The following is a 19,396-nucleotide window of genomic DNA, read 5'->3' as shown; positions in this document are numbered from 1 at the left end:
GCAGCTGCTTCGGCGGTGCGCCGGAAACCGGCGGCGGCCGTCGTCCGTGACTCGCTGGATAACACGCTGAAACGCCCCCAGAATGGCGTGGCTGCGGATCAATTCTCCCGCACGCTAGCACGGAGCGGGGACCTCGCCAACCCGCTTTGCACGGGACAAAAAAATGCGCTGTGGCAGGTAATGGAGCATTGCATCGAATTACGATCATTGCGCATTGTCCGGACCGCTGAAAGCATTGCCGGGAAGGTCTTGCACGCATTCCGCCGAAGCCTCTACTGTCGGGCTCGCCGACCGGACAGCATGTGGAGCAGTCCGGTTCCGGCGCAGGGGACGACCGCCCGGGGCGGCGGAAGACGGAGGGCGGCTTCGTGAGTGCCGAAACGGCGGTTGCGGCGGAAAACCCGGCGGTGTTCGATTTGGCCGACCCGGCCACCCATGCCGATTCCGACCTGTCCGGGATGTGGCGTTATCTGCGCGACTGCGAACCGGTTTACCGGCATTCCGAAACGGCGCACGGCCCGGAATTCTGGGTGATCACCCGGCATGCCGATGTGCAGGCGGTGTACAAGGACAACATCCGGTTCACGTCCGAACGCGGCAATCTGCTCACCACTTTGCTGCGCGGCGGCGACACCGCGGCCGGGAAAATGCTCGCGGTCACCGACGGGCCGCGGCAGCGGGAACTGCGCGCGGTGCTGCTGAAGGCGTTCTCGCCGCGGGTGCTCGAACGGGTCTCCGGGCAGGTGCGCCGGTCCACCCGGCGGGCAGTGCGGGCCGCGGTGCGGCGCGGCACGTTCGATTTCGCCGGCGAGGTGGCCGACCGGATCCCGATGACCACCATCTGCGATCTGCTCGGCGTGCCCGAGGCCGACCGGCCGCATCTGCTCCGGCTGAACAAATCCGCGCTCAGTTCCGACGACGCGGACGAAACGTTCAGCGACGCGTGGGCGGCGCGGAACGAGATCCTGATGTATTTCGCCGAGCTGGCCGAGCTGCGCCGCGAAAACCCGGAGGACGACGTGATCAGTGCGCTCGCCACCGGCAGCATCGGCAATCGTGCGCTCACCGTGCACGAGATCATCTTCAACTGCTACAGCCTGGTCATCGGCGGCGACGAAACCGCGCGGCTGTCCATGTGCACCGCGGTGCAGGCACTCAGCGAGCACAAAGACCAGTGGCGCGCGCTGCGCGAGGGCGCGGTGGCGAAGGAAACCGCGGTCGAGGAGGTGCTCCGCTGGGCGACGCCGGCCATGCACTTCGGCCGGGTCGCCCTCGAAGACGTGGTGCTGCACGACCGCACCATCGCCGCGGGCGACATCGTGACGGTGTGGAACTGCTCGGCGAACCGGGACGAGCGGGTGTTCGACCGGCCCGAGGTGTTCGATCTGGCCCGCCAGCCCAACAAACACGTCACGTTCGGGTTCGGCCCGCACTTCTGCCTCGGGTCCTATCTGGCCCGGGTGGAGATGTCCGCCCTGCTCGGCGCGCTGGCCGAGTTCGCCGCGGACATCGACGTGGCCGGGCCGGTGACGCGAGTGCGCTCCAACTTCCTCAGCGGTCCGAGCAGGCTGCCGGTCGCGGTCGTCCCGGCCGCGGCCGCCGACGAGCTGGACTCGGCGCTGTGAGCGACGTCGCGGACCTTTACCCGCTTTCCCCGCTGCAGCAAGGATTGCTGTTCCACACCGTCTCCGACGACCGCGGCGGGATGTACGTGGAACAGGTCGCGTTCCGGGTCGAAGGCCCCTTCGACCCGGATGCTTTCGCCCGCGCGTGGCAGCGCGTGGTCGACCGGCACCCGGCGCTGCGCACCTCGTTCCTGTGGCAGAAGCTGGACGAGCCGGTTCAGGTCGTGCACCGCGAGGCGCGGCTCGACGTCGTGGTGGAGGATTGGCGCGGCGCGAGCGACGCCGAGCGCGAGCAGCGGCTGGAGGAGTTCCTGCGCGCCGACCACACCCGCGGGTTCGACGTGGCGCGGGCTCCGCTGCTGCGCATCGCACTGATCCGGCTCGCCGAGAGCGCGTGGGAAATCGTCTGCAGCAACCACCACCTGATCTTCGACGGATGGTCCCGGGCGAGGCTGCTGCGCGAAGTGATGGCGTACTACTCGGCGGCGCCCGGCGCCGAGGTCCGCCTTCCGCCGGTCCGGCCGTTCCGCGATTACGTCGGCTGGCTGCAGGCCCGGGACGACCAGGCGGCCGAGGAGACCTGGAGCGACGCGCTCCGCGGGTTCGCCGCCCCGACCCCGCTGCCGGCCGGGCCCGCGAACCCCGGCTCGGCGGGATCGGCGAGCGCGGTCGTCGAGCTGGACGAGGAAGCGACAGCGGCGCTGCAGCGGATGTGCCGGGAGCACGGACTCACTGCGAGCACGGTCGTGCAGGCCGCGTGGGGGCTGCTGCTGGGCAAGCACAGCGGTTCCGACGACGTGGTGTTCGGCGTGACTGTGGCCGGGCGTCCGCCGCAACTGCCCGGCTCCGAGGACATGATCGGGCTGTTCATCAACACCGTTCCGGTGCGCGTGCGCTGGTCGCACGGTGAGCCAGTCGGCGAGTGGCTTCGTCAGCTGCAGCGCTCGGTCGCCGAGCTGCGGCAGCACGAACATACGCCGCTGGCGCGGATCCGGGCGTGGAGCGAAGTGCCCGGCGGGGTCGCGCTGTTCGACAGCCTGGTGGTCTTCGAGAACTATCCGCTCGGCGACGACTCCGTGCGCGGCGAATCGGACCCGGTGGTGCGCGACGTGCGGGTCGCCGAGCAGACCGACGTGCCATTGACCCTGGTCGCGGCCCCGGGCGACCGGTTCAGCCTCCGCCTGCTGTACGCCACCGACCGGTACGACGCGCCGACCGCCGCCGACCTGCTCGGTCAGCTCGCCCGGCTGCTGGCCGGCATGGCCGCCGATCCGGCCCGCCCGGTGGCCCGGCTGCCCTTGGTGTCCACAGTGGACGAGGCGGAGCTGGTCCGGCGGTGGAACCCGGAGGCCGGCGAACTGGCCGCACCGACGCCGCTGGTGACCCGCTTCCAGGAGCAGGCCCGGACGCGGCCGGACGCGATCGCCGTCGTGTGGGGCGAGGAACAGCTGAGCTATCGCGCGGTGCTGCGACGCGCGTCCGGTCTCGCGGAACGTCTGCGGTCCGCGGGCGTCGGCCCGGAGAAGCTGGTCGGCGTGCTGTCAGAGCGCGGGCCGCAGCAGGTGATCGCGGTACTGGCCTGCCAGCTCGCCGGCGGCGCGTACCTGCCGCTGGACCCGGCTTACCCGGCCGACCGGATCGCGTACCTGGTGGCCGACAGCCGGACGCCGATCGTCGTCACCACCGCGGACCTGGCCGCGCGGGTGCCTGCCGGACCCGCGGTCGTCGTCCTGGACGAGCGTGCGGCTGAACCGGCTGACGTGCCGGTGGACCCGGCGCAGCTGGCGTACGTGATCTACACGTCGGGTTCCACCGGACAGCCCAAGGGCGTGCTGGTGCCGCACGGCAACGCGGCCCGGCTGTTCGACGCGACCCAATGCTGGACCGGGTTCGGCGCGGACGACATCTGGAGCCTGTTCCACTCGATCGCGTTCGACTTCTCCGTGTGGGAGCTGTGGGGCGCGCTGGCACACGGCGGCCGGCTGGTGCTGGTGGACGAACCGACCCGGCGCTCGCCGGACGACTTCGCGGAACTCCTTGCCGAGCAAGCGGTCACCGTGCTGAACCAGACTCCTTCGGCATTCCTGCCGCTGGCCTCCCGCGCCGGCGAACTGCCCGCCCTGCACACGGTGATCTTCGGCGGCGAGGCGCTGTCCGCCGGACAACTCGCCGGCTGGGCCGGCCGCACCGGGTTGCGCCGGCCGCGGCTGGTGAACATGTACGGCATCACCGAGACGACCGTGCACGTGACCCAGCACCGGGTCGCCGAGGCCGATCTGCGGCCCGGGGCGGGCTCGGCGATCGGCAGGCCGATTGCGGACCTGCGCGTGTACCTCCTGGACGACGATCTGCGCCCGGTGCCCGCCGGCGTGGCCGGCGAGCTTTACGTCGGCGGCGCCGGGCCCGCCCGCGGATACCTCGGCCGGTCCGGGCTCACCGCGGAGCGCTTCCTGCCGGACCCGCACGCGCACGGCGCGCCGGGCGCCCGGATGTACCGCACCGGCGACCTGGCGCGGGCGCTGCCCGACGGCACGTTCGTCTACCTCGGGCGCAGCGACAGCCAGGTGCAGGTCCGCGGGCACCGCGTCGAGCCGGGCGAGATCGAATCCGCGCTGCGCGCCCACCCGGACGTGACCACAGCACACGTGCTGCTGCGCGACGAGAGGCTGGCCGCGTACCTGGTCACCACCGGCGAGATCGCCGACATCCGCGAACACGTGGCCGGATCCCTGCCGAGCTACCTGCACCCCGCGCACTACGTGGTTGTCGACGCGTTCCCGTTGACCGCGCACGGCAAGATCGACGATGCCGCTTTGCCGACGCCGTCCGCCGACCGCGTTCAGTCCGGTGCCGAGTACGCCGCGCCGGACACCCCCGCCGAACGGGCGCTCGCCGAGATCTGGCAGGACATCCTGGGGCTGGACGCGGTCGGCGTGCACGACAACTTCTTCGCACTGGGCGGAGATTCGATCCTGAGCATGCGGATCGCGGCCCGGGCGATGCAGGCCGGGCTGCGGATCAATCCGCGGCAGTTGTTCGAGCACCAGACCGTGGCCGAACTGGCGACGGCGGCCGGCGCCGAAACAGCCGAACCCGCGGTGGCAGAGCCCGATCCGACCGGCCCGATCCCGCTGACTCCGATCCAGTCCTGGTTCTTCGCCGCGGAACGGCCCGCTCCGCATCACTTCAACCAAGCGTTCGTCATGCGGCTGGATCAGCCCGCGGACCCCGACGCGCTGCGAGCCGCGCTCGTGCACCTGACCTCGAAGCACGCAGCGCTGCGGCTCCGTTTCGAGCGACGCCCCGACAGCCGGTGGCAGCAGCGGATCGCTGAGCCCGCCGAGCATCCCGAGCTTCTGCGCTGCGTCGACCTCTCCGCGAGCGCCGAGCCGGTCCGCGCGTTCGAGGAGATCGCGACTGAGACGCAGACTTCGCTCGCCCTGGACGACGGCCTCCTGTTGCGCGCGGTGCATGTCAGCCTCGGCGACGACGGCGAGCGGCTGCTGCTGGTCGTCCACCACCTGGGAGTGGACGGCGTTTCGTGGCGCGTCCTGCTGGCTGACCTCGCGACGGCCTACGCCGAGATCTCCCGCGGCCGAAAGGCGCCAGCCGGCGCGTCCGGCACTTCCTTCGCTGCCTGGGCGACTCGGCTGGCCGAGTACGCGGAGTCGGACGAACTCGCCGCGGAAATCCCGTTCTGGCAGGACATGCTTCGCGCCGCGAACGCGTCGCTGCCCGTCGATTTCCCCAGCGCCGGACCGCACCCGGCCGGCACGGCGGCAACTGTGACCCGGTCGCTGAACCGGCGGCAGACCCGCTCCCTCCTGCACGCCGGGTCTGCCCGGGTGCGGCCCGTCGAGGTCCTGCTCGCCGCCCTGGGCCAGACCCTGGGGGAGTGGTCCGGCCGCGACCGCGTGGTAGTGGACACCGAGGGACACGGCCGCGAGACGTGCTGGGCCGGTGTCGACCTGACCGGCACTGTCGGGTGGTTCACCAGCCTTTACCCGCTCGAACTGTCCGCGGGCGACGCGGTTTCGGCGCTGCGGCACGCGAAAGCCCGGCTCCGGTCGGTGCCGGACGGCGGCATCGGGCACCAGTTGCTCGCCTACGGCCGGGGCGTCCGTTTCCGGGCGGCCGAGCGCGACGTCCTGTTCAACTACCTCGGCCAATTCGACGAGAACCCGGAGAACGGCGCCGGCTGGCGGCTGTCCGGCGAACCGGCCGGAGTGCCGCAGGACGACCGCGCGCCGCGCCGGTATGCGCTGGAAGTGACCGCCGCCGTCGCGAACGGCAAGCTCCAGGTCCGCTGGACCTACAGCCCCGGCCGGCACCGCGAAGCCACCGTGGCCCGGCTGGCGGGCCGCTTTCTCGATCGCGTCGCGCAGTTCGCGGGCGTCGCGGAGGACGCCGCGCTGGCGACCCCGCAGGACTTCCCGCTCGCGACGGTAACCCAGGACGCGGTGGACCGGTTCGCCGCGCTGCCCGGCGGCCTCGAAGACCTGTATCCGTTGTCGCCCATGCAGCAAGGGATGTTGTTCCACCTGCTGTACGCGCCGGAGGGCGGCGTGAACGTCGAGCAGGTGACCTGCCGGCTCACCGGCGACCTCGACATGCCGTCGCTGCGTTCGGCGTGGGCGGCGGTGGTGGCGAGCCACCCGGTGCTGCGCACTTCGTTCCACTGGCGCGACGGCGATTCCCCGCTGCAAGCGGTGCACCGCACGGCGGAAATGCCGTGGCGGGAGCTGGACTGGCGAGGCCGGACGGCCGCGGAACAACGCGAAGCGCTGGCGGATCTGCTGCGCGCGGACCGGGCCGAGCGGTTCCGCCCGGAAACCGCGCCGCTGATGCGGCTGACGCTGGTCCGCACCGGCGAGGACACCCGCGAGCTGATCTGGACCCACCACCATCTCCTGCTGGATGGATGGTCGCTGGCCCGGGTGTTCCAGGAAGTCCTCGCGTTCCAGCGGGCCGCGCTGACCGGCACTGAGTTCGTCCCGGCGCCTGCCCGGCCGTACCGCGACTACCTCGGCTGGCTCGCCGAGCGCGATTCGGCGCAAGCGGAAGCCTTCTGGCGCAAGGAATTCGGCGACATCAGCGCGCCGACGCCGTTGCCGGCCGAACCGGGCGAGCCGGTGCCGGGCACCGGGTCCGCCACCGAGATCGCGCATTTGACCGCCGAGCAGACTGCCGCCGTGCAGGACTTCGGCCGGTCCAATCAGGTCACGCTCGGCACCCTGGTGCACGCCGCTTGGGCGCTGGTGCTGCACCGGCACAGCATGGAACCCGAAGTGGTGTTCGGCACCGTCGTCGCCGGCAGGCCCGCGGACTTGTCCGGAGCCGAGGGCATGGTCGGGCAGTTCATCAACACCCAGCCGGTGCGGCTCGCGGTCGAGCCGGACCGGGAAGCGCTGGACTGGCTGCACGACGTGCAGCGCGCGCTCGCCGACGCCCGCCAGTTCGAGTTCACCCCCCTGGTGGAGATCCACGGCGTCAGCGCGGCTCCCCGGGACCAGCCGTTGTTCGAGTCGGTGCTGGTGTTCGAGAACTACCTGGTCGAGCAGTTGCCGGAAGCCGCGGCGGCGCGTCCCGCCGGGATGCCTGCGGTGGACCGGTTGCAGGGGCACGAGCAGACCAACTACCCGCTGACGCTGATCTCGGCGCCCGGCGAGCAGGTCCGGCTCCAGTTGCTCTACGACGGCGACCGCTACCGTCCGCAGACCGCACGGCGGGTGCTCGACCAGGTCCGCACCGCGCTGGCAGCGCTGGCGGACAATCCGCGGCGCACTGTCGCGGACCTGCCGCTGCTGGCCGAGGACGAGGTCCGGCAGATGCTGGTCGACTGGAACGACACCGCGGTGCCGTTCCCGCTGGACCAGACTTTCCCGCAGCTCTTCCAGGCACAAGCGGCGCGCACTCCGGCCGCGCTCGCCGTGGCCGACGACGACCGTGAGCTGACCTACGCCGAACTGGCCGCGGCCGCCGCAGGCCTCGCGCACCGCTTGCGGGGCCTCGGTGTCGAGCCGGAGACCAGGGTCGCCCTGTGCCTGGACCGCTCGGCCGACCTGATCGTCGCGATCCTCGCGGTGTGGCAGGCCGGCGGCGCGTATCTCCCGGTGGACACCGCGCTTTCCGCGCAGCGCATCGCCTTCATGCTCGACGACGCCCGCGCGGCGGTCGTGGTCACCACCAGCGCGGCTCGTGCCGCCCTTCCGCCGACGGACGCACAGGTCGTCTGCGTAGACGACGCTGACCAGCCCAGCGCGGTACAGCCGCCGGATCCGCGGACCGGGCCGGACCATCTCGCGTACGTCATCTATACCTCCGGCTCCACCGGCAGGCCCAAGGGGGCGATGGTCGAGCAGCGCGGGATGGTCAACCACTTGCTCGCGAAGGTCCGCGCCCTCGGCCTTTCCTCGGACGACACGGTGGCTGCCACCGCGTCGCCGTCCTTCGACATTTCGGTGTGGCAGTTCTTCTCGGCGCTGCTGGTCGGCGGCAGCGTGCGGGTGTTCGCCGATCCGGTAGCCCACGATCCGGTGCGGCTGATGGCCGAGACCGCCCGCCGGGACGTGACGATTCTCGAAGTGGTGCCCGCGATGCTCCGCGCGATCGAGGCGTCCGAGACACCCGGGGAGCTGCCTGCGCTGCGGTGGCTGCTGCTGACCGGCGAGGCGCTGCCCGCCGACCTCTGCCGGACCTGGCTCGCCCGGCATCCGCGGATTCCGCTGCTCAACGCCTACGGTCCGACGGAATGCTCCGATGACGTCACGCACCACGTCATCGCGGCCCCGCCCGCCGCGGACGCTTCCGGAGTGCCGATCGGGACGCCGTTGCCGAACACGCGGCTGTACGTCCTGGACAACCGGCAGCGTCCGGTGCCGCTCGGCGCGCCCGGCGAATTGTGCGTGGGCGGCAGCGGAGTCGGCCGCGGGTATGCCGGACGGCCTGGCCGCACCGCGTCGTCGTTCGTGCCGGACCCGTTCGGGCCGCCGGGCACGCGGCTTTACCGCACCGGCGACCTGGTGCGCGCAGCGGTGGACGGCACGCTGGAATTCCTCGGCCGCATCGACCATCAGGTGAAGCTGCGCGGCTTCCGGATCGAACTCGGCGAAATCGAGGCGGTCCTGCACCGGCACCCGGCCGTGCGCGACGCGGTCGTCCTGCTCCGCGAGGACGTGCCGGGCAACCAGCAGCTCGTCGCGTACGCGGTGACCGGCTCCGCCGACCGGGACCTCCTGGCGCACTGCGCGGAGCACCTGCCCGGGTACATGGTGCCGTCGGCGTTCGTCCGGCTGGACGCGCTTCCGTTGACCCCCAACGGGAAACTGGACCGCCGCGCGCTCCCGCCTGCTGCCGGGGCCGCCGCGACCGCCGAGGCGGACCGGCCGCGACCCGGCATGGAGGAGCTGGTCGCCACCGTCTGGTCGGGCGTCCTCGGCCGCACGGACGTGAGTCGCCAGTCGGCGTTCTTCGCGCTGGGCGGGCATTCGCTCTCGGCGATGCGGGTGATCGCCCGCCTGTCTGCCTTGGTGCACGCGGAGCTCCCGCTCCGCGCCTTGTTCGACAACCCGACGCTCGCCGACTTCGCTCGGTTCGTCGAGCGTGCGCGGCTGGCGGACGACTCGGCGCCGGCGCTCGCCCCGGTCCCGCGCAATGGCGTCCTTCCGCTTTCCTTCGCGCAGCAGCGTCTTTGGTTCCTCGACCGATGGGCACCCGGAAGCTCGGCGTACAACCTGCCGATGGCAGTGCGCCTCGCCGGCGACCTCGACGTCACTGCACTGGCCGACGCCGTGCGGAACGTCGTGCGCCGCCACGAATCCTTGCGCACCACGTTCTCCAGCGACGACGGCACGCCGTACCAGGTGATCGCCAAGATGCCGGAGGTCCGGCTGCCAGTGGTCGACCTGCGCGAACTCGACCGGGCGGACGCGCTCGCGCAGGCCCGGGCGCTGGCGAGGCGGGACGCCCGCGCGCCGTTCGACCTCGAAACCGGCCCGCTGCTGCGGACGGCGCTGGTGCGGCTGGCCGAAGACGACCACGTCCTCCTGCTGAACCTGCACCACATCGTCAGCGACGGCTGGTCGTCCGGCGTGCTGGTCGCGGAGCTGAGCGAGAGCTACACCGCGGCGGTCGAACACCGGCCCGCGGTGCTGCCGGAACTGCCGGTGCAGTACCCGGATTTCGCGGTGTGGCAACGCGAACTGCTCAGCGGCGAGCGGCTGGAACGCGAGCTCGCGCAATGGCGGGAGAAGCTGGCCGGCGCGCCCGGGCTGCTTGCGCTGCCCACCGACCGGCCGCGGCCGGCGGTGCAGACCCACCGGGGCGCGAACCTCGCGGTCGACCTGCCCGCGCGGGTGGCCGCGGCCGCCCGGGAACTGGGCAGTGCGGAAGGCGCGACCGTCTTCATGGTCCTGTTCGCCGCCTTCGCGACCGTGCTGTCGGGCTACAGCGGCCAGCACGACTTGCTGATCGGCACCCCGATCGCCAACCGCTCGCGGCCCGAACTGGAGCCGCTGATCGGATTCTTCGCCAACACCCTGGTGCTGCGCGCCGACCTGACGGGCGCGCCCACCGGCCGGGAACTGCTCGCCAGGGTGCGCGAGACCACTGTGGACGCCTACACCCGGCAGGACGTGCCGTTCGAGCTGCTGGTCGACGCGGTGCGGCCGGAGCGCTCGCCGAGCCACAGCCCCTTGGTTCAGGTGTTGTTCGTGCTGCAGAACGCGCCGGCGGGTGGCGCGCCGTGGCCAGGATTGGAAATCAGCGCGCTGCACGACCAACCGGCCGGTGACACCGCGCGCTTCGACCTGACCCTCTCGGTGCGCGAATCCGCCGAAGGGCTGCACGCCAACGTCGAATACAACACCGACCTCTTCGACCAGGCGACGATCCGCCGCCTGATGCGCTCGTACGAAAGCGTGCTGGGGGCGCTGGCCGAGGACCCCGACCGGCGGGTGCCGGACCTGCCGTTGCTGCCCGCACCGGAACTCGCCGCGCAGGCCGTGCTCGCCGGTCCCGCCGCCGAACTGCCGGAGACCACCCTGGCCGCGCTGGTGCGCGCGCAAGCGGAGCGAACACCCGACGCGATCGCGGTGTCCTCGGCCGGGCGCGAGCTGACCTACCGGGCCTTGCGCACCAAGGCCGAGCGGCTGGCCCAGCGGTTGCGCGCGTCCGGGATCGGCCCGGAGGACCGGGTCGGCGTCTGCCTGGACCGGTCGCCGGAGCTCGTCGTCGCCGTGCTCGGCGTTCTGTTCGCCGCTGCCGCCTACCTGCCGCTCGATCCGGAGCACCCGGCGGAACGGCTCGCGTCGCTGCTGGCCGACAGTGCGGTCGCGGCGCTGGTCACCGACCAGGCGGTCGTGCCGGACATCGAAACGGTGCATCCGGGCGAGGGAGCCGATCCGCGAGGCGGACCGGAGGCGGTGCCGGACAATCTCGCTTACGTCATCTACACCTCGGGCTCGACGGGGCGGCCCAAGGCGGCGATGAACACTCACCGCGCGATCGTCAACCGGTTGCAGTGGATGCAGGACACCTACCGCCTCGACGGCGACGACCGGGTGCTGCAGAAAACGCCGGCGACTTTCGACGTGTCGGTGTGGGAGTTCTTCTGGCCGCTGCTGACCGGTGCGCGGCTGGTGCTCGCCGCGCCCGGAGGACACCGAGACCCGCGTTATCTGGCGGAGCTGACCGACGAACAAGCCGTCACCACGGCGCATTTCGTGCCGGCCATGCTCTCGGCGTTCGTCGAAACGCCCGAATCCGCCCGCGCGAGTTCCCTGCGCCGGCTGATCGCCAGCGGAGAGGCGCTGCCCGCGGAGGTCGTCCGGGCGGTCGCGGCGAGGTTGCCCGGCGTGCCCTTGCACAACCTGTACGGGCCGACCGAAGCCGCGGTCGACGTGACGCACTGGCCGTGCCCGCCGGACCCGCTCGGCGCCGTGCCGCTCGGCGCGCCGGTGGCCAACACGCGGATCCACGTGCTGGACCGTTTCCTGCGGCCGGTGCCTGCCGGGGTTCCCGGCGAGCTGTGCATCGGCGGCGTGCAAGTCGGCCGCGGTTACCACGGCCGGCCGGGCCTGACCGCCGAGCGCTTCGTGCCCGACCCGGCCGGGACGTCCGGCTCCCGGCTGTACCGCACCGGCGACCAGGTGCGACTGCGCGCCGACGGGGTGCTCGAATTCCTCGGCAGGCTCGACCACCAGGTCAAGATCCGCGGCCTGCGCATCGAGCCCGGCGAAGTGGACGCGGTGCTCGAGGCGCATCCGGACGTCCGGGCAGCGGTCACCGTCGCGCACGGAACCGGCGACCAGGCGCGCCTGGTCGGATACGTCGTCACGGAGTCCGAAGTGGACGATTCGGGGCTGCGGTCGCACTGCGCTCGCACGCTGCCCGCCTACCTGGTGCCTGCCGTGTTCGTGCGGCTCACGGAATTCCCGTTGTCGCCCAACGGGAAGATCGACCGGAAAGCGCTTCGGCCGGCGGACGGCGACGAACTCGGCGGAGTTCCTTACCGGGTGCCCGCGACGCCCTCCGAGGAAAGGGTCGCGAAGGTGTGGCAGGTCGTGCTCGGCGTGCCCGAGGTCGGCGCGGACGACAATTTCTTCGCGCTCGGCGGCCATTCGTTGCTGGCGACCCGCGTGCACGCCCGGCTCCGCGCCGAATTCCAGTCCGACCTGCCGCTGCGGGCGCTGTTCGAGCTGCCGACCGTGGCCGCGCTGGCCGCCGAGCTCGACCGCCGGTCCGCGGCCGGGCCCGCGGCGGACGCGGGCGCGATCCGGGCGGTGGGCCGCGACGGCTACCGCCGCCGGAAATCCGAACTCCGAATGCCGCGCGCGACCGCCCCGGCAGCGCAGCCCAGAGGGGGAGATGCGGGATGACCGACCTGCCCGGCACCGCCGAGCTGACTTACGGGAGCTACCTCGAACTGGACGCCCTGCTGCGGCTCCAGCGCCCGGTGAGCGAACCCGAGCACCCGGACGAACTGCACTTCATCGTCACCCACCAGGCGATGGAGCTGTGGTTCAAGGTGATGATCCACGAGCTGTACCGGGTTCTGCCCTGCCTGGCCGACCGGCAGTGGGCGCGTGCGGTCACCAGGATGCGCCGGGTCAACGAGATCTTCGCCGCCCAGACCGCGCAGATGCAGACGTTGAACACGCTGGAGCCGAGCGCCTTCCTGCAGTTCCGGCACGCGCTCGGCACCGCGAGCGGATTCCAGTCGGTGCAGTTCCGGGTGCTCGAGGTGCTGGTCGGTTTGCGCGAGCCGGGTTACCTGGCCCAGCTCGCCTCGGCCAGCAGCGGCGTGCTGCCGTCCGACGTGAGCGCCGCGCTCGCCGTGCCGAGCCTCGCCGAAGTGGCCGTCGGGGTGCCGCGCGCGGCTGGCGCCGAGGACTGGCAGGCGGTGTACGCGGAACCGGAGCGGCATGCCGCGCTGGTGCTGCTCGGCGAGGAACTGCTTGACCACGACCGGATGTGGCTGCGCTGGCGGCACGAGCACCTGTGCCTGGTCGAACGGATCATCGGCAGGCTGGTGCGCGGCACCGGCGGCGGATCGTCCGGCTATCTCGAAGGCCGGGCCGCGCAGCGGGTTTTCCCGTTCCTGTGGGACCTGCGGCGGCAGCTGACCTTGGCCACCGAAAAGAACACCGTGAAAGAACCGCGCCGCTGAGCGCGCCGAAGGAGGAACTGTGTTCGAGGACGACGACGAGACCACCATTTACCACGTGGTGGTCAACCACGAGGAGCAGTACTCGATCTGGCCCGCGGACCGGGAAATCCCGGCCGGCTGGCGCGACGAGGGCACCTCGGGCACCAAGAAGGAATGCTTGGCCCACGTGGACGAGGTGTGGACCGACATGCGGCCGTTGAGCCTGCGCAAGCAGATGGCCGCCGAGGCCGCGGCACAGTGAGCGCGGCCGCACTGCCCGGGTACTGCAAAGCCTTTGCGCTGGCCGACTTCCGCCGGTTCCCCGGCTGGGCCGCGGCGGCCGCGCCGGCGCAGGCCGGTCTCGGGGACGACGACCTCGGCTATCTCGGCGACGACTACGCGGTGCGCGCCGATCCGGTGACCGGCGAACCGCTGCTGTTCGGCGGCGACGCCCCCGGATGGCAGGAATTCTGCACCGCCGAGCTGGGTTTCGCGGTGCCCGCCGACCTCGTGGCCGCGGCTGATTCGGAAAACCAAGGAGGACAGCGCAATGGATGAACTGGTGCAGCGCCTTTCGGAGGGCACGCACCCGGTGGCCGTCGGCGGGCCGGTGGCGACGCTGGCCGAACTGCACCGCCGGGTCGACGAGCTGGGCTTCGTGTTCGTGAAGTTCACCGGGACCTCCGGCGGCACCGACCTCGGCGTCCTGCTCGACCGCGAACGCTGCGCGCTCGACGGCGCGGACTTCGCGCAGGGCACCGGCGCCGTGCACTTGGAGGGCAGCTTGGTGCTCAACGACGAACCGGTGCGCTGCGTCGCGGACATCGACCTGGCCACACTGAGCGGGACCGGCCGGCTGCTGGCGACGACCGGCGCGGACGCGTGACCGACCACGCGCTGCTCGCGCGGCTGGAGGGGATCGGCGCCGGCTTCGCGCGCACTCCGGTGGCGCGGCTCTCGCACGAGCGGCTGCGGTTGTACGCGAAGCTCGAATTCCAGAACCCGACCGGCAGCGTGAAGGACCGCTCGGCGTACCTGATCCTGCGCCGCGCGGCCGAACGGGGCGAGCTGACGTCGGCCAGCGTGGTGGTGGAGTCCTCGTCCGGGAACTTCGCGATCTCGCTGGCGTCGTTCTGCCGAGCGGCCGGCCTGTCCTTCGTGCCGGTGATCGACCCGAACACCAACCAGTCCACCGAACGGTTCCTGCGCGCGGCGTGCGAGCGGGTGGAGAAGGTGGCCGAACGGGATGAAAGCGGCGGATTCCTGCTCAGCCGGCTGGCCGCGGTGCGCCGGCTGAAGGCGGGCATGCCGGACGGGTACTGGCCCAACCAGTACGAGAACGCCGACGCCGCGGACGCGCACGAGCTGATGACCGGAGCCGAGCTGTGCGCGGCGCTGGAGCGGATCGACTACGTGTTCGTGGGGGTCGGCACCGGCGCGACGATCGCCGGCGTCGCCCGCTGCGTCAAACGACTGCGGTCGCGGGCGAAGGTGATCGCGGTGGACGCCGAGGGATCGGCGATCTTCGGCAGTCCGCCGCGCGCCCGGCACATCCCGGGGCTCGGCTCGGCGATCCGGCCGCCGATGGTGGACCGGGCCGAGATCGACGACGTGGTGCTCGTCCCGGAGACCGAAACCGTCGCCGCCTGCCACGCCCTGGTGCGCGAACACGGCATCTACGCGGGCGGGTCCACCGGCAGCGTCTACGCCGCGATCGAACGGTACTTCGCCGGGTATCGCGGTCCGGCCCCGGTGGTCGCCATGTTGTGCGCGGACCGGGGCACCGCGTACGCGGACACCGTCTACCGGCCTGGCTGGCTCGCCGAGCGCCTGCCCGAGCCGGTGCTGAGCATCTGAAAGGGATTCCCATGCCCGAGCTGGCGCCGCCCGAATTCACCGTCATCACCGGAAGCGACGCGCGCGAGCACCTCGACGCCGCGCGCCCGCAGTGCGCCGACGTGGTCCGCCGTGCCTACCTCGTCCACGCCGCGGGGGACTCGTCGCTGCCGCACAGCAGTTTCCTGCGGTTCCCGGGGCGCGCGTCCGACCGGATCATCGCGCTGCCCGGATATCTCGGCGGGGAGTTCGACGTCGCGGGGATCAAGTGGATCGCCAGCGTCCCCGGCAACAAGAACCACGGCCTGCCGCGCGCGTCGGCGGTGCTGCTGCTCAACGACCCGGCGACCGGATTCGCCTACGCCTGCATGGAATCCTCGCTGATCTCGGCGACCCGCACGGCCGGATCGGCCGTGCTCGCCGCCGAGGCGCTGACCGGCGGGCGGACCGCCCGCCGGATCGGATTCGTCGGCACCGGCCTGATCGCCGACCACGTGCGCCGGTTCGTCGCCGATCTGTCCTGGGACGTCGGCGGCTACCGGTTGTTCGACACCGACCCGGCGGCCGCGCACCGGTTCGCGGAGCGGCTGCCCGGCTCCGACGTCGTCGTCGCGGACAAGGTGTCCGGAGCCTTCGAAGACTGCGATCTCGTGGTGCTCGCCACCGTCGCGGGCAGCCCGCACCTGCACGATCCGGAGCTGCTCGCGCACCGGCCGACGGTGTTGCACCTGTCGTTGCGCGATCTGAGCGAAGACCTGGTGCTGGGCGTGCAGAATTTCACCGACGACATCGACCACGTGATGCGCGAGCGCACTTCGCTGCACCTGGCGCAGCAGCGGGTCGGGCACCGCGATTTCGTCGCAGGAACCCTCGCCGACGTGCTGAACGGCACGGTCTCCCGCGATCCGGAGCGGGCCGCGGTGTTCTCGCCATTCGGGCTGGGCGTGCTGGACCTCGCGGTCGGCTCCTGGCTCGCCGAGAGGGTGCGCGCGGCAGGCGCCGGGCAGTCCGTCGCGGGCTTCTGCCCGGAGGTCGGCTGGTGACCGGCATCGATCCGGGCGTGGAGCAGGACGTCTTCGTCCTGCCCTCGTCTTACGCGCAGCAGCGGCTGTGGTTCCTCGACCAGCTCGAACCGGGCAGCCCCGCCTACACCGTCCCGATGGCCGTGCGGCTGGCCGGCGAGCTCGACGCCCCGGCACTGCGCCAAGCGCTGCGCACCGTGGCCGGCCGGCACGAAACGCTGCGGACGACGCTGGCCGACATCGACCAGTCCGGCGTGCCGAGCCAGCTCGTGGCCCCGGCCGCCGACGTCGCGCTGCCGGCGATCGACCTGTCCGGTCTGCCCGAGGCGGACCGCGCCGAGGTCGCGGCGCGGCTGGCCGCAGCGGAAGCCACCGCACCGTTCGACCTGGCGACCGGACCGCTGCTGCGGGTCCGCCTGCTCCGTCTCGGCCGTGCCGACCACGTGCTGCTCACCACCATGCACCACGTCATCACCGACGGATGGTCGCTCGGAAACTTCGCCCGGGAGCTCGGCATCTGCTACCAGGCCGCCGTGGCGGGCAGCGAGCCGGAGCTGCCCGAGCTGCCCATCCAGTACGCGGATTACGCGGTGTGGCAACGGGAACAGCTCTCCGGCGCCGCGCTGGAACGCGAACTGGACTACTGGCGCGACCGGCTGGCCGGCGCTCCCGCGCTCCTCGACCTCCCGCTGGACCGCCCGCGCCCGCCGGTGCCTGCGTCGCGGTCCGCGCAGGTCGCCGTGCGCTGGCCGGCCGATCTGCGCGACGGCCTCGCAGCGCTCGGCCACGAGCGCGGGGCCACGCTGTTCATGGTGCTGCTGGCCGGTTTCAGCGCGGTGCTGGCCCGGCACACTGGTTCGCCGGACGTGGTCGTCGGCACCCCGGTCGCCGGTCGCGGCCGTCCGGAGCTCGACGGCATGATCGGCCTGCTGGTCAACACTCTGGCGCTGCGCACGGACGTCTCCGGCGACCCGGGTTTCGCCAGCCTGCTCGATCAGGTGCGGGAGAGCTGCCTCGACGCCTACAGCCACCAGGACCTGCCGTTCGAGCGACTGGTCGAGGCGTTGCGGCCGGAGCGGGACTCTCGGCACAACCCGGTGGTACAGGCGCTTTTCGCGCTGCAGAACACTCCGGCGGCGGACCGGGACTGGCCCGGGCTGCGGTCGGTGCTGTTCCGGCGGGAGCACCGCGGAGGCACGTCGAAGTTCGACCTCAGCCTGTTCGTCACCGAGATCGGTGCGGACGGCCTCGACGTCGTGATCGAATACGACGGAATGTTGTTCGAGCACGCGACGGTCGAACGCCTCACCGGACATCTCCGCACGCTGCTGGAGGCGGCCGTCGCGGATCCCGTCGCGCCGGTGAGCACGCTTCCGATGCTGAGCGCGGCCGAGTTGGACGAAGCGGCGCGGTTGGCCGACGGCGGCCCGGCGGGCAGCCGGACGCCCGTACCCGAGCGGTTCCGCGCCCAGGCGGCCCGCACTCCGGACGCGATCGCCGTGCGGTGCGGGGAAACCGCCGTGACCTACCGGGAATTGGACGAGCGCGCCAACCAGCTGGCCGGGCATTTGCGCGGCCTGGGCGTGCGAGCCGAAACCCCGGTGGCGGTCTGTCTCGACCGCACGCCGGAGCTGGTGATCGCGCTGCTGGCGGTGCTCAAAGCAGGCGGCGGCTACCTGCCGCTGGATCCGGCGTATCCGGCGGAGCGGCTGAACGCGATGCTCTCCGACAGCGGCGCCGAGATCGTCGTGACCCGTGATGCGCTGGCGGGTCGGTGGACCGGCAACGGAATGCGCACGGTCTCAGTCGACGGCGACGCGACGGCTATCGCGGCACAGCCGGCGGACCGTCCGGACGACGCGGTCTCGGGCGCGCAAACCGCATACGTCCTCTATACGTCCGGATCGACCGGCAAGCCGAAGGGCGTGCAGATCAGCCATGCCAACGTAGCGGCGCTGGTGGACTGGGCGAGTTCCGCGTTCCCGCTCGACGGATCGGACGGAATGCTGGCCGCCACGTCGGTGTGTTTCGACCTGTCGGTGTTCGAGATCTTCTTGCCGCTGACCCTCGGCGCGCGCGTCGTGCTCGTCGACAGTGCGCTGGCCATGCTGGACACGCCGCTGCCGGACATCACGCTGGTGAACACCGTGCCGTCTGTGCTCGCGGAAGTGTTGCGGGACGGGGGACTGCCGCCCGGCGCGCGCACGGTCTGCCTTGCCGGAGAACCGCTGCCGGGGTCGCTCGTCGACGCCGCGCACCAGCAGGCGGCCGTCGCAGCGGTGCACAACCTCTACGGGCCCAGCGAGGCCACCACGTACTCGACCGCGGCGCTCGTGCCGGCCGATGCCGAACTGCCGCCGCCGGTCGGGACACCGATCGCCGGAACCCGCGCGTATGTGCTGGACCAGTGGTTGCGGCCGGTGCCGCGGGGCGTCGCCGGGGAGCTGTACCTCGGCGGTGCCGGGGTAGCCCGCGGCTACTTCCGCCGGCCCGGGCTGACCGCGGACCGGTTCGTGCCCGATCCCTTCTCCGCCGAGCCAGGGGATCGGCTGTACCGGACCGGCGATCTCGCCCGGTGGCGCGGCGACGGCGAGCTTTCCTTCCTCGGCCGGCGCGACCACCAGGTCAAGCTGCGCGGGTTTCGGATCGAGCCCGGCGAGGTCGAGGCGGTGCTGCGCGCCCATCCCGCGGTGGCCGAAGCTGCCGTGCTGGTCCGCGAGGACGCTCCCGGCGACCGCCGGCTGGTCGCGTATGCGGTGCCCGGCGGCCCGGTGGCCGAAACCGAGCTGCGGGCGCACTGCGCCGACCGGCTGCCCGCCTTCATGGTGCCTGCCGCGGTCCAGCTGCTCGACCGGTTTCCCTTGAACCCCAACGGGAAACTCGATCGCGGTGCCCTGCCGGCTCCGGCGGGGCGGGACGAAGCGGCAGCCGAAGCGCAGCCGCCCGCCGACGCCGTCGAGGCGGCGGTTGTCCGGGTGTGGGAGGACGTGCTCGGCGTCGCGCCGATCGGGGCGCAGGACAACTTCTTCGCGCTCGGCGGCCATTCGCTGCTCGCGACGCAGGTCGCGGCCCGGCTGCGCGCGGACTTCGCGGTGGACCTGCCGTTGCGTGCTCTGTTCGACGCGCCGACTCCTGCCCGTCTGGCGCGCGCTCTCGCAGCGGCCGAGCCCGCGGCGGGACACGTCGCCGCGGTCGCCGAACTCCGCGGCCAGATCGACGCGCTGTCGCTCGAGGAGATCCTCGCGCAGCTGGAAGACGGCGAGTAG

The 19,396-nt window shown here is 72.0% G+C and carries 9 protein-coding genes; all 9 read left to right on the top strand.

Annotation, left to right across the window (positions count from 1 at the left end; all coding sequences use genetic code 11):
• The first annotated feature begins 368 nt into the window (after positions 1-368).
• From PUT80_RS02655 to PUT80_RS02615, 9 genes are read left to right on the top strand one after another with little or no spacing between them, the layout of a single operon-like run.
• Entirely contained in the window at positions 369-1,625 is a 1,257-nt protein-coding gene (locus tag PUT80_RS02655; protein ID WP_275290965.1) for a cytochrome P450, read from the top strand.
• Positions 1,622-12,502 (top strand): non-ribosomal peptide synthetase, encoded by a 10,881-nt coding sequence (locus PUT80_RS02650; RefSeq protein WP_275290964.1) that lies wholly within the window; start codon positions 1,622-1,624, stop codon positions 12,500-12,502. The genes PUT80_RS02655 and PUT80_RS02650 overlap by 4 nt, the downstream gene beginning before the upstream one ends.
• Positions 12,499-13,293, top strand: coding sequence for a tryptophan 2,3-dioxygenase family protein (locus PUT80_RS02645; RefSeq protein WP_134662795.1), 795 nt, complete (start codon positions 12,499-12,501; stop codon positions 13,291-13,293). The genes PUT80_RS02650 and PUT80_RS02645 overlap by 4 nt, the downstream gene beginning before the upstream one ends.
• A gap of 19 nt (positions 13,294-13,312) precedes the next feature.
• The gene (locus PUT80_RS02640) at positions 13,313-13,534 is read left to right on the top strand and encodes an MbtH family protein (RefSeq protein ID WP_037806251.1); all 222 of its coding nucleotides are present in this window, start codon (positions 13,313-13,315) and stop codon (positions 13,532-13,534) included.
• Positions 13,531-13,830: a hypothetical protein gene (locus PUT80_RS02635; protein ID WP_275290963.1), complete on the top strand. Its 300-nt coding sequence runs from the start codon at positions 13,531-13,533 to the stop codon at positions 13,828-13,830. Before PUT80_RS02640 ends, PUT80_RS02635 begins: the two co-directional genes overlap by 4 nt.
• Positions 13,823-14,158, top strand: a complete 336-nt coding sequence (locus PUT80_RS02630) for a hypothetical protein (protein WP_275290962.1) — start codon at positions 13,823-13,825, stop codon at positions 14,156-14,158. The genes PUT80_RS02635 and PUT80_RS02630 overlap by 8 nt, the downstream gene beginning before the upstream one ends.
• Complete coding sequence (sbnA, locus tag PUT80_RS02625; RefSeq protein WP_275290961.1) at positions 14,155-15,129, top strand: 2,3-diaminopropionate biosynthesis protein SbnA; 975 nt, start codon at positions 14,155-14,157, stop codon at positions 15,127-15,129. The genes PUT80_RS02630 and sbnA overlap by 4 nt, the downstream gene beginning before the upstream one ends.
• A gap of 11 nt (positions 15,130-15,140) precedes the next feature.
• On the top strand, positions 15,141-16,151 hold the full coding sequence (gene sbnB, locus PUT80_RS02620; RefSeq protein ID WP_134728261.1) for a 2,3-diaminopropionate biosynthesis protein SbnB: 1,011 nt from the start codon (positions 15,141-15,143) through the stop codon (positions 16,149-16,151).
• Positions 16,148-19,396 carry an amino acid adenylation domain-containing protein gene (locus PUT80_RS02615; RefSeq protein ID WP_275290960.1) on the top strand — a complete coding sequence of 1,083 codons (3,249 nt, stop codon included), beginning with the start codon at positions 16,148-16,150 and terminating at the stop codon, positions 19,394-19,396. Before sbnB ends, PUT80_RS02615 begins: the two co-directional genes overlap by 4 nt.

Source organism: Amycolatopsis sp. La24 (genome assembly GCF_029087445.1).
Taxonomy (GTDB): Bacteria; Actinomycetota; Actinomycetes; order Mycobacteriales; family Pseudonocardiaceae; genus Amycolatopsis; species Amycolatopsis nivea.
This window is presented reverse-complemented; position numbering and strand designations above follow the sequence as displayed.

Bases quoted from the DNA above. Each gene is read 5' to 3' on its own strand.
- PUT80_RS02645 (WP_134662795.1), top strand. From the start codon at position 12,499: ATGACCGACCTGCCCGGCACCGCCGAGCTGACTTACGGGAGCTACCTC.
- PUT80_RS02630 (WP_275290962.1), top strand. From the start codon at position 13,823: ATGGATGAACTGGTGCAGCGCCTTTCGGAGGGCACGCACCCGGTGGCC.
- sbnB (WP_134728261.1), top strand. From the start codon at position 15,141: ATGCCCGAGCTGGCGCCGCCCGAATTCACCGTCATCACCGGAAGCGAC.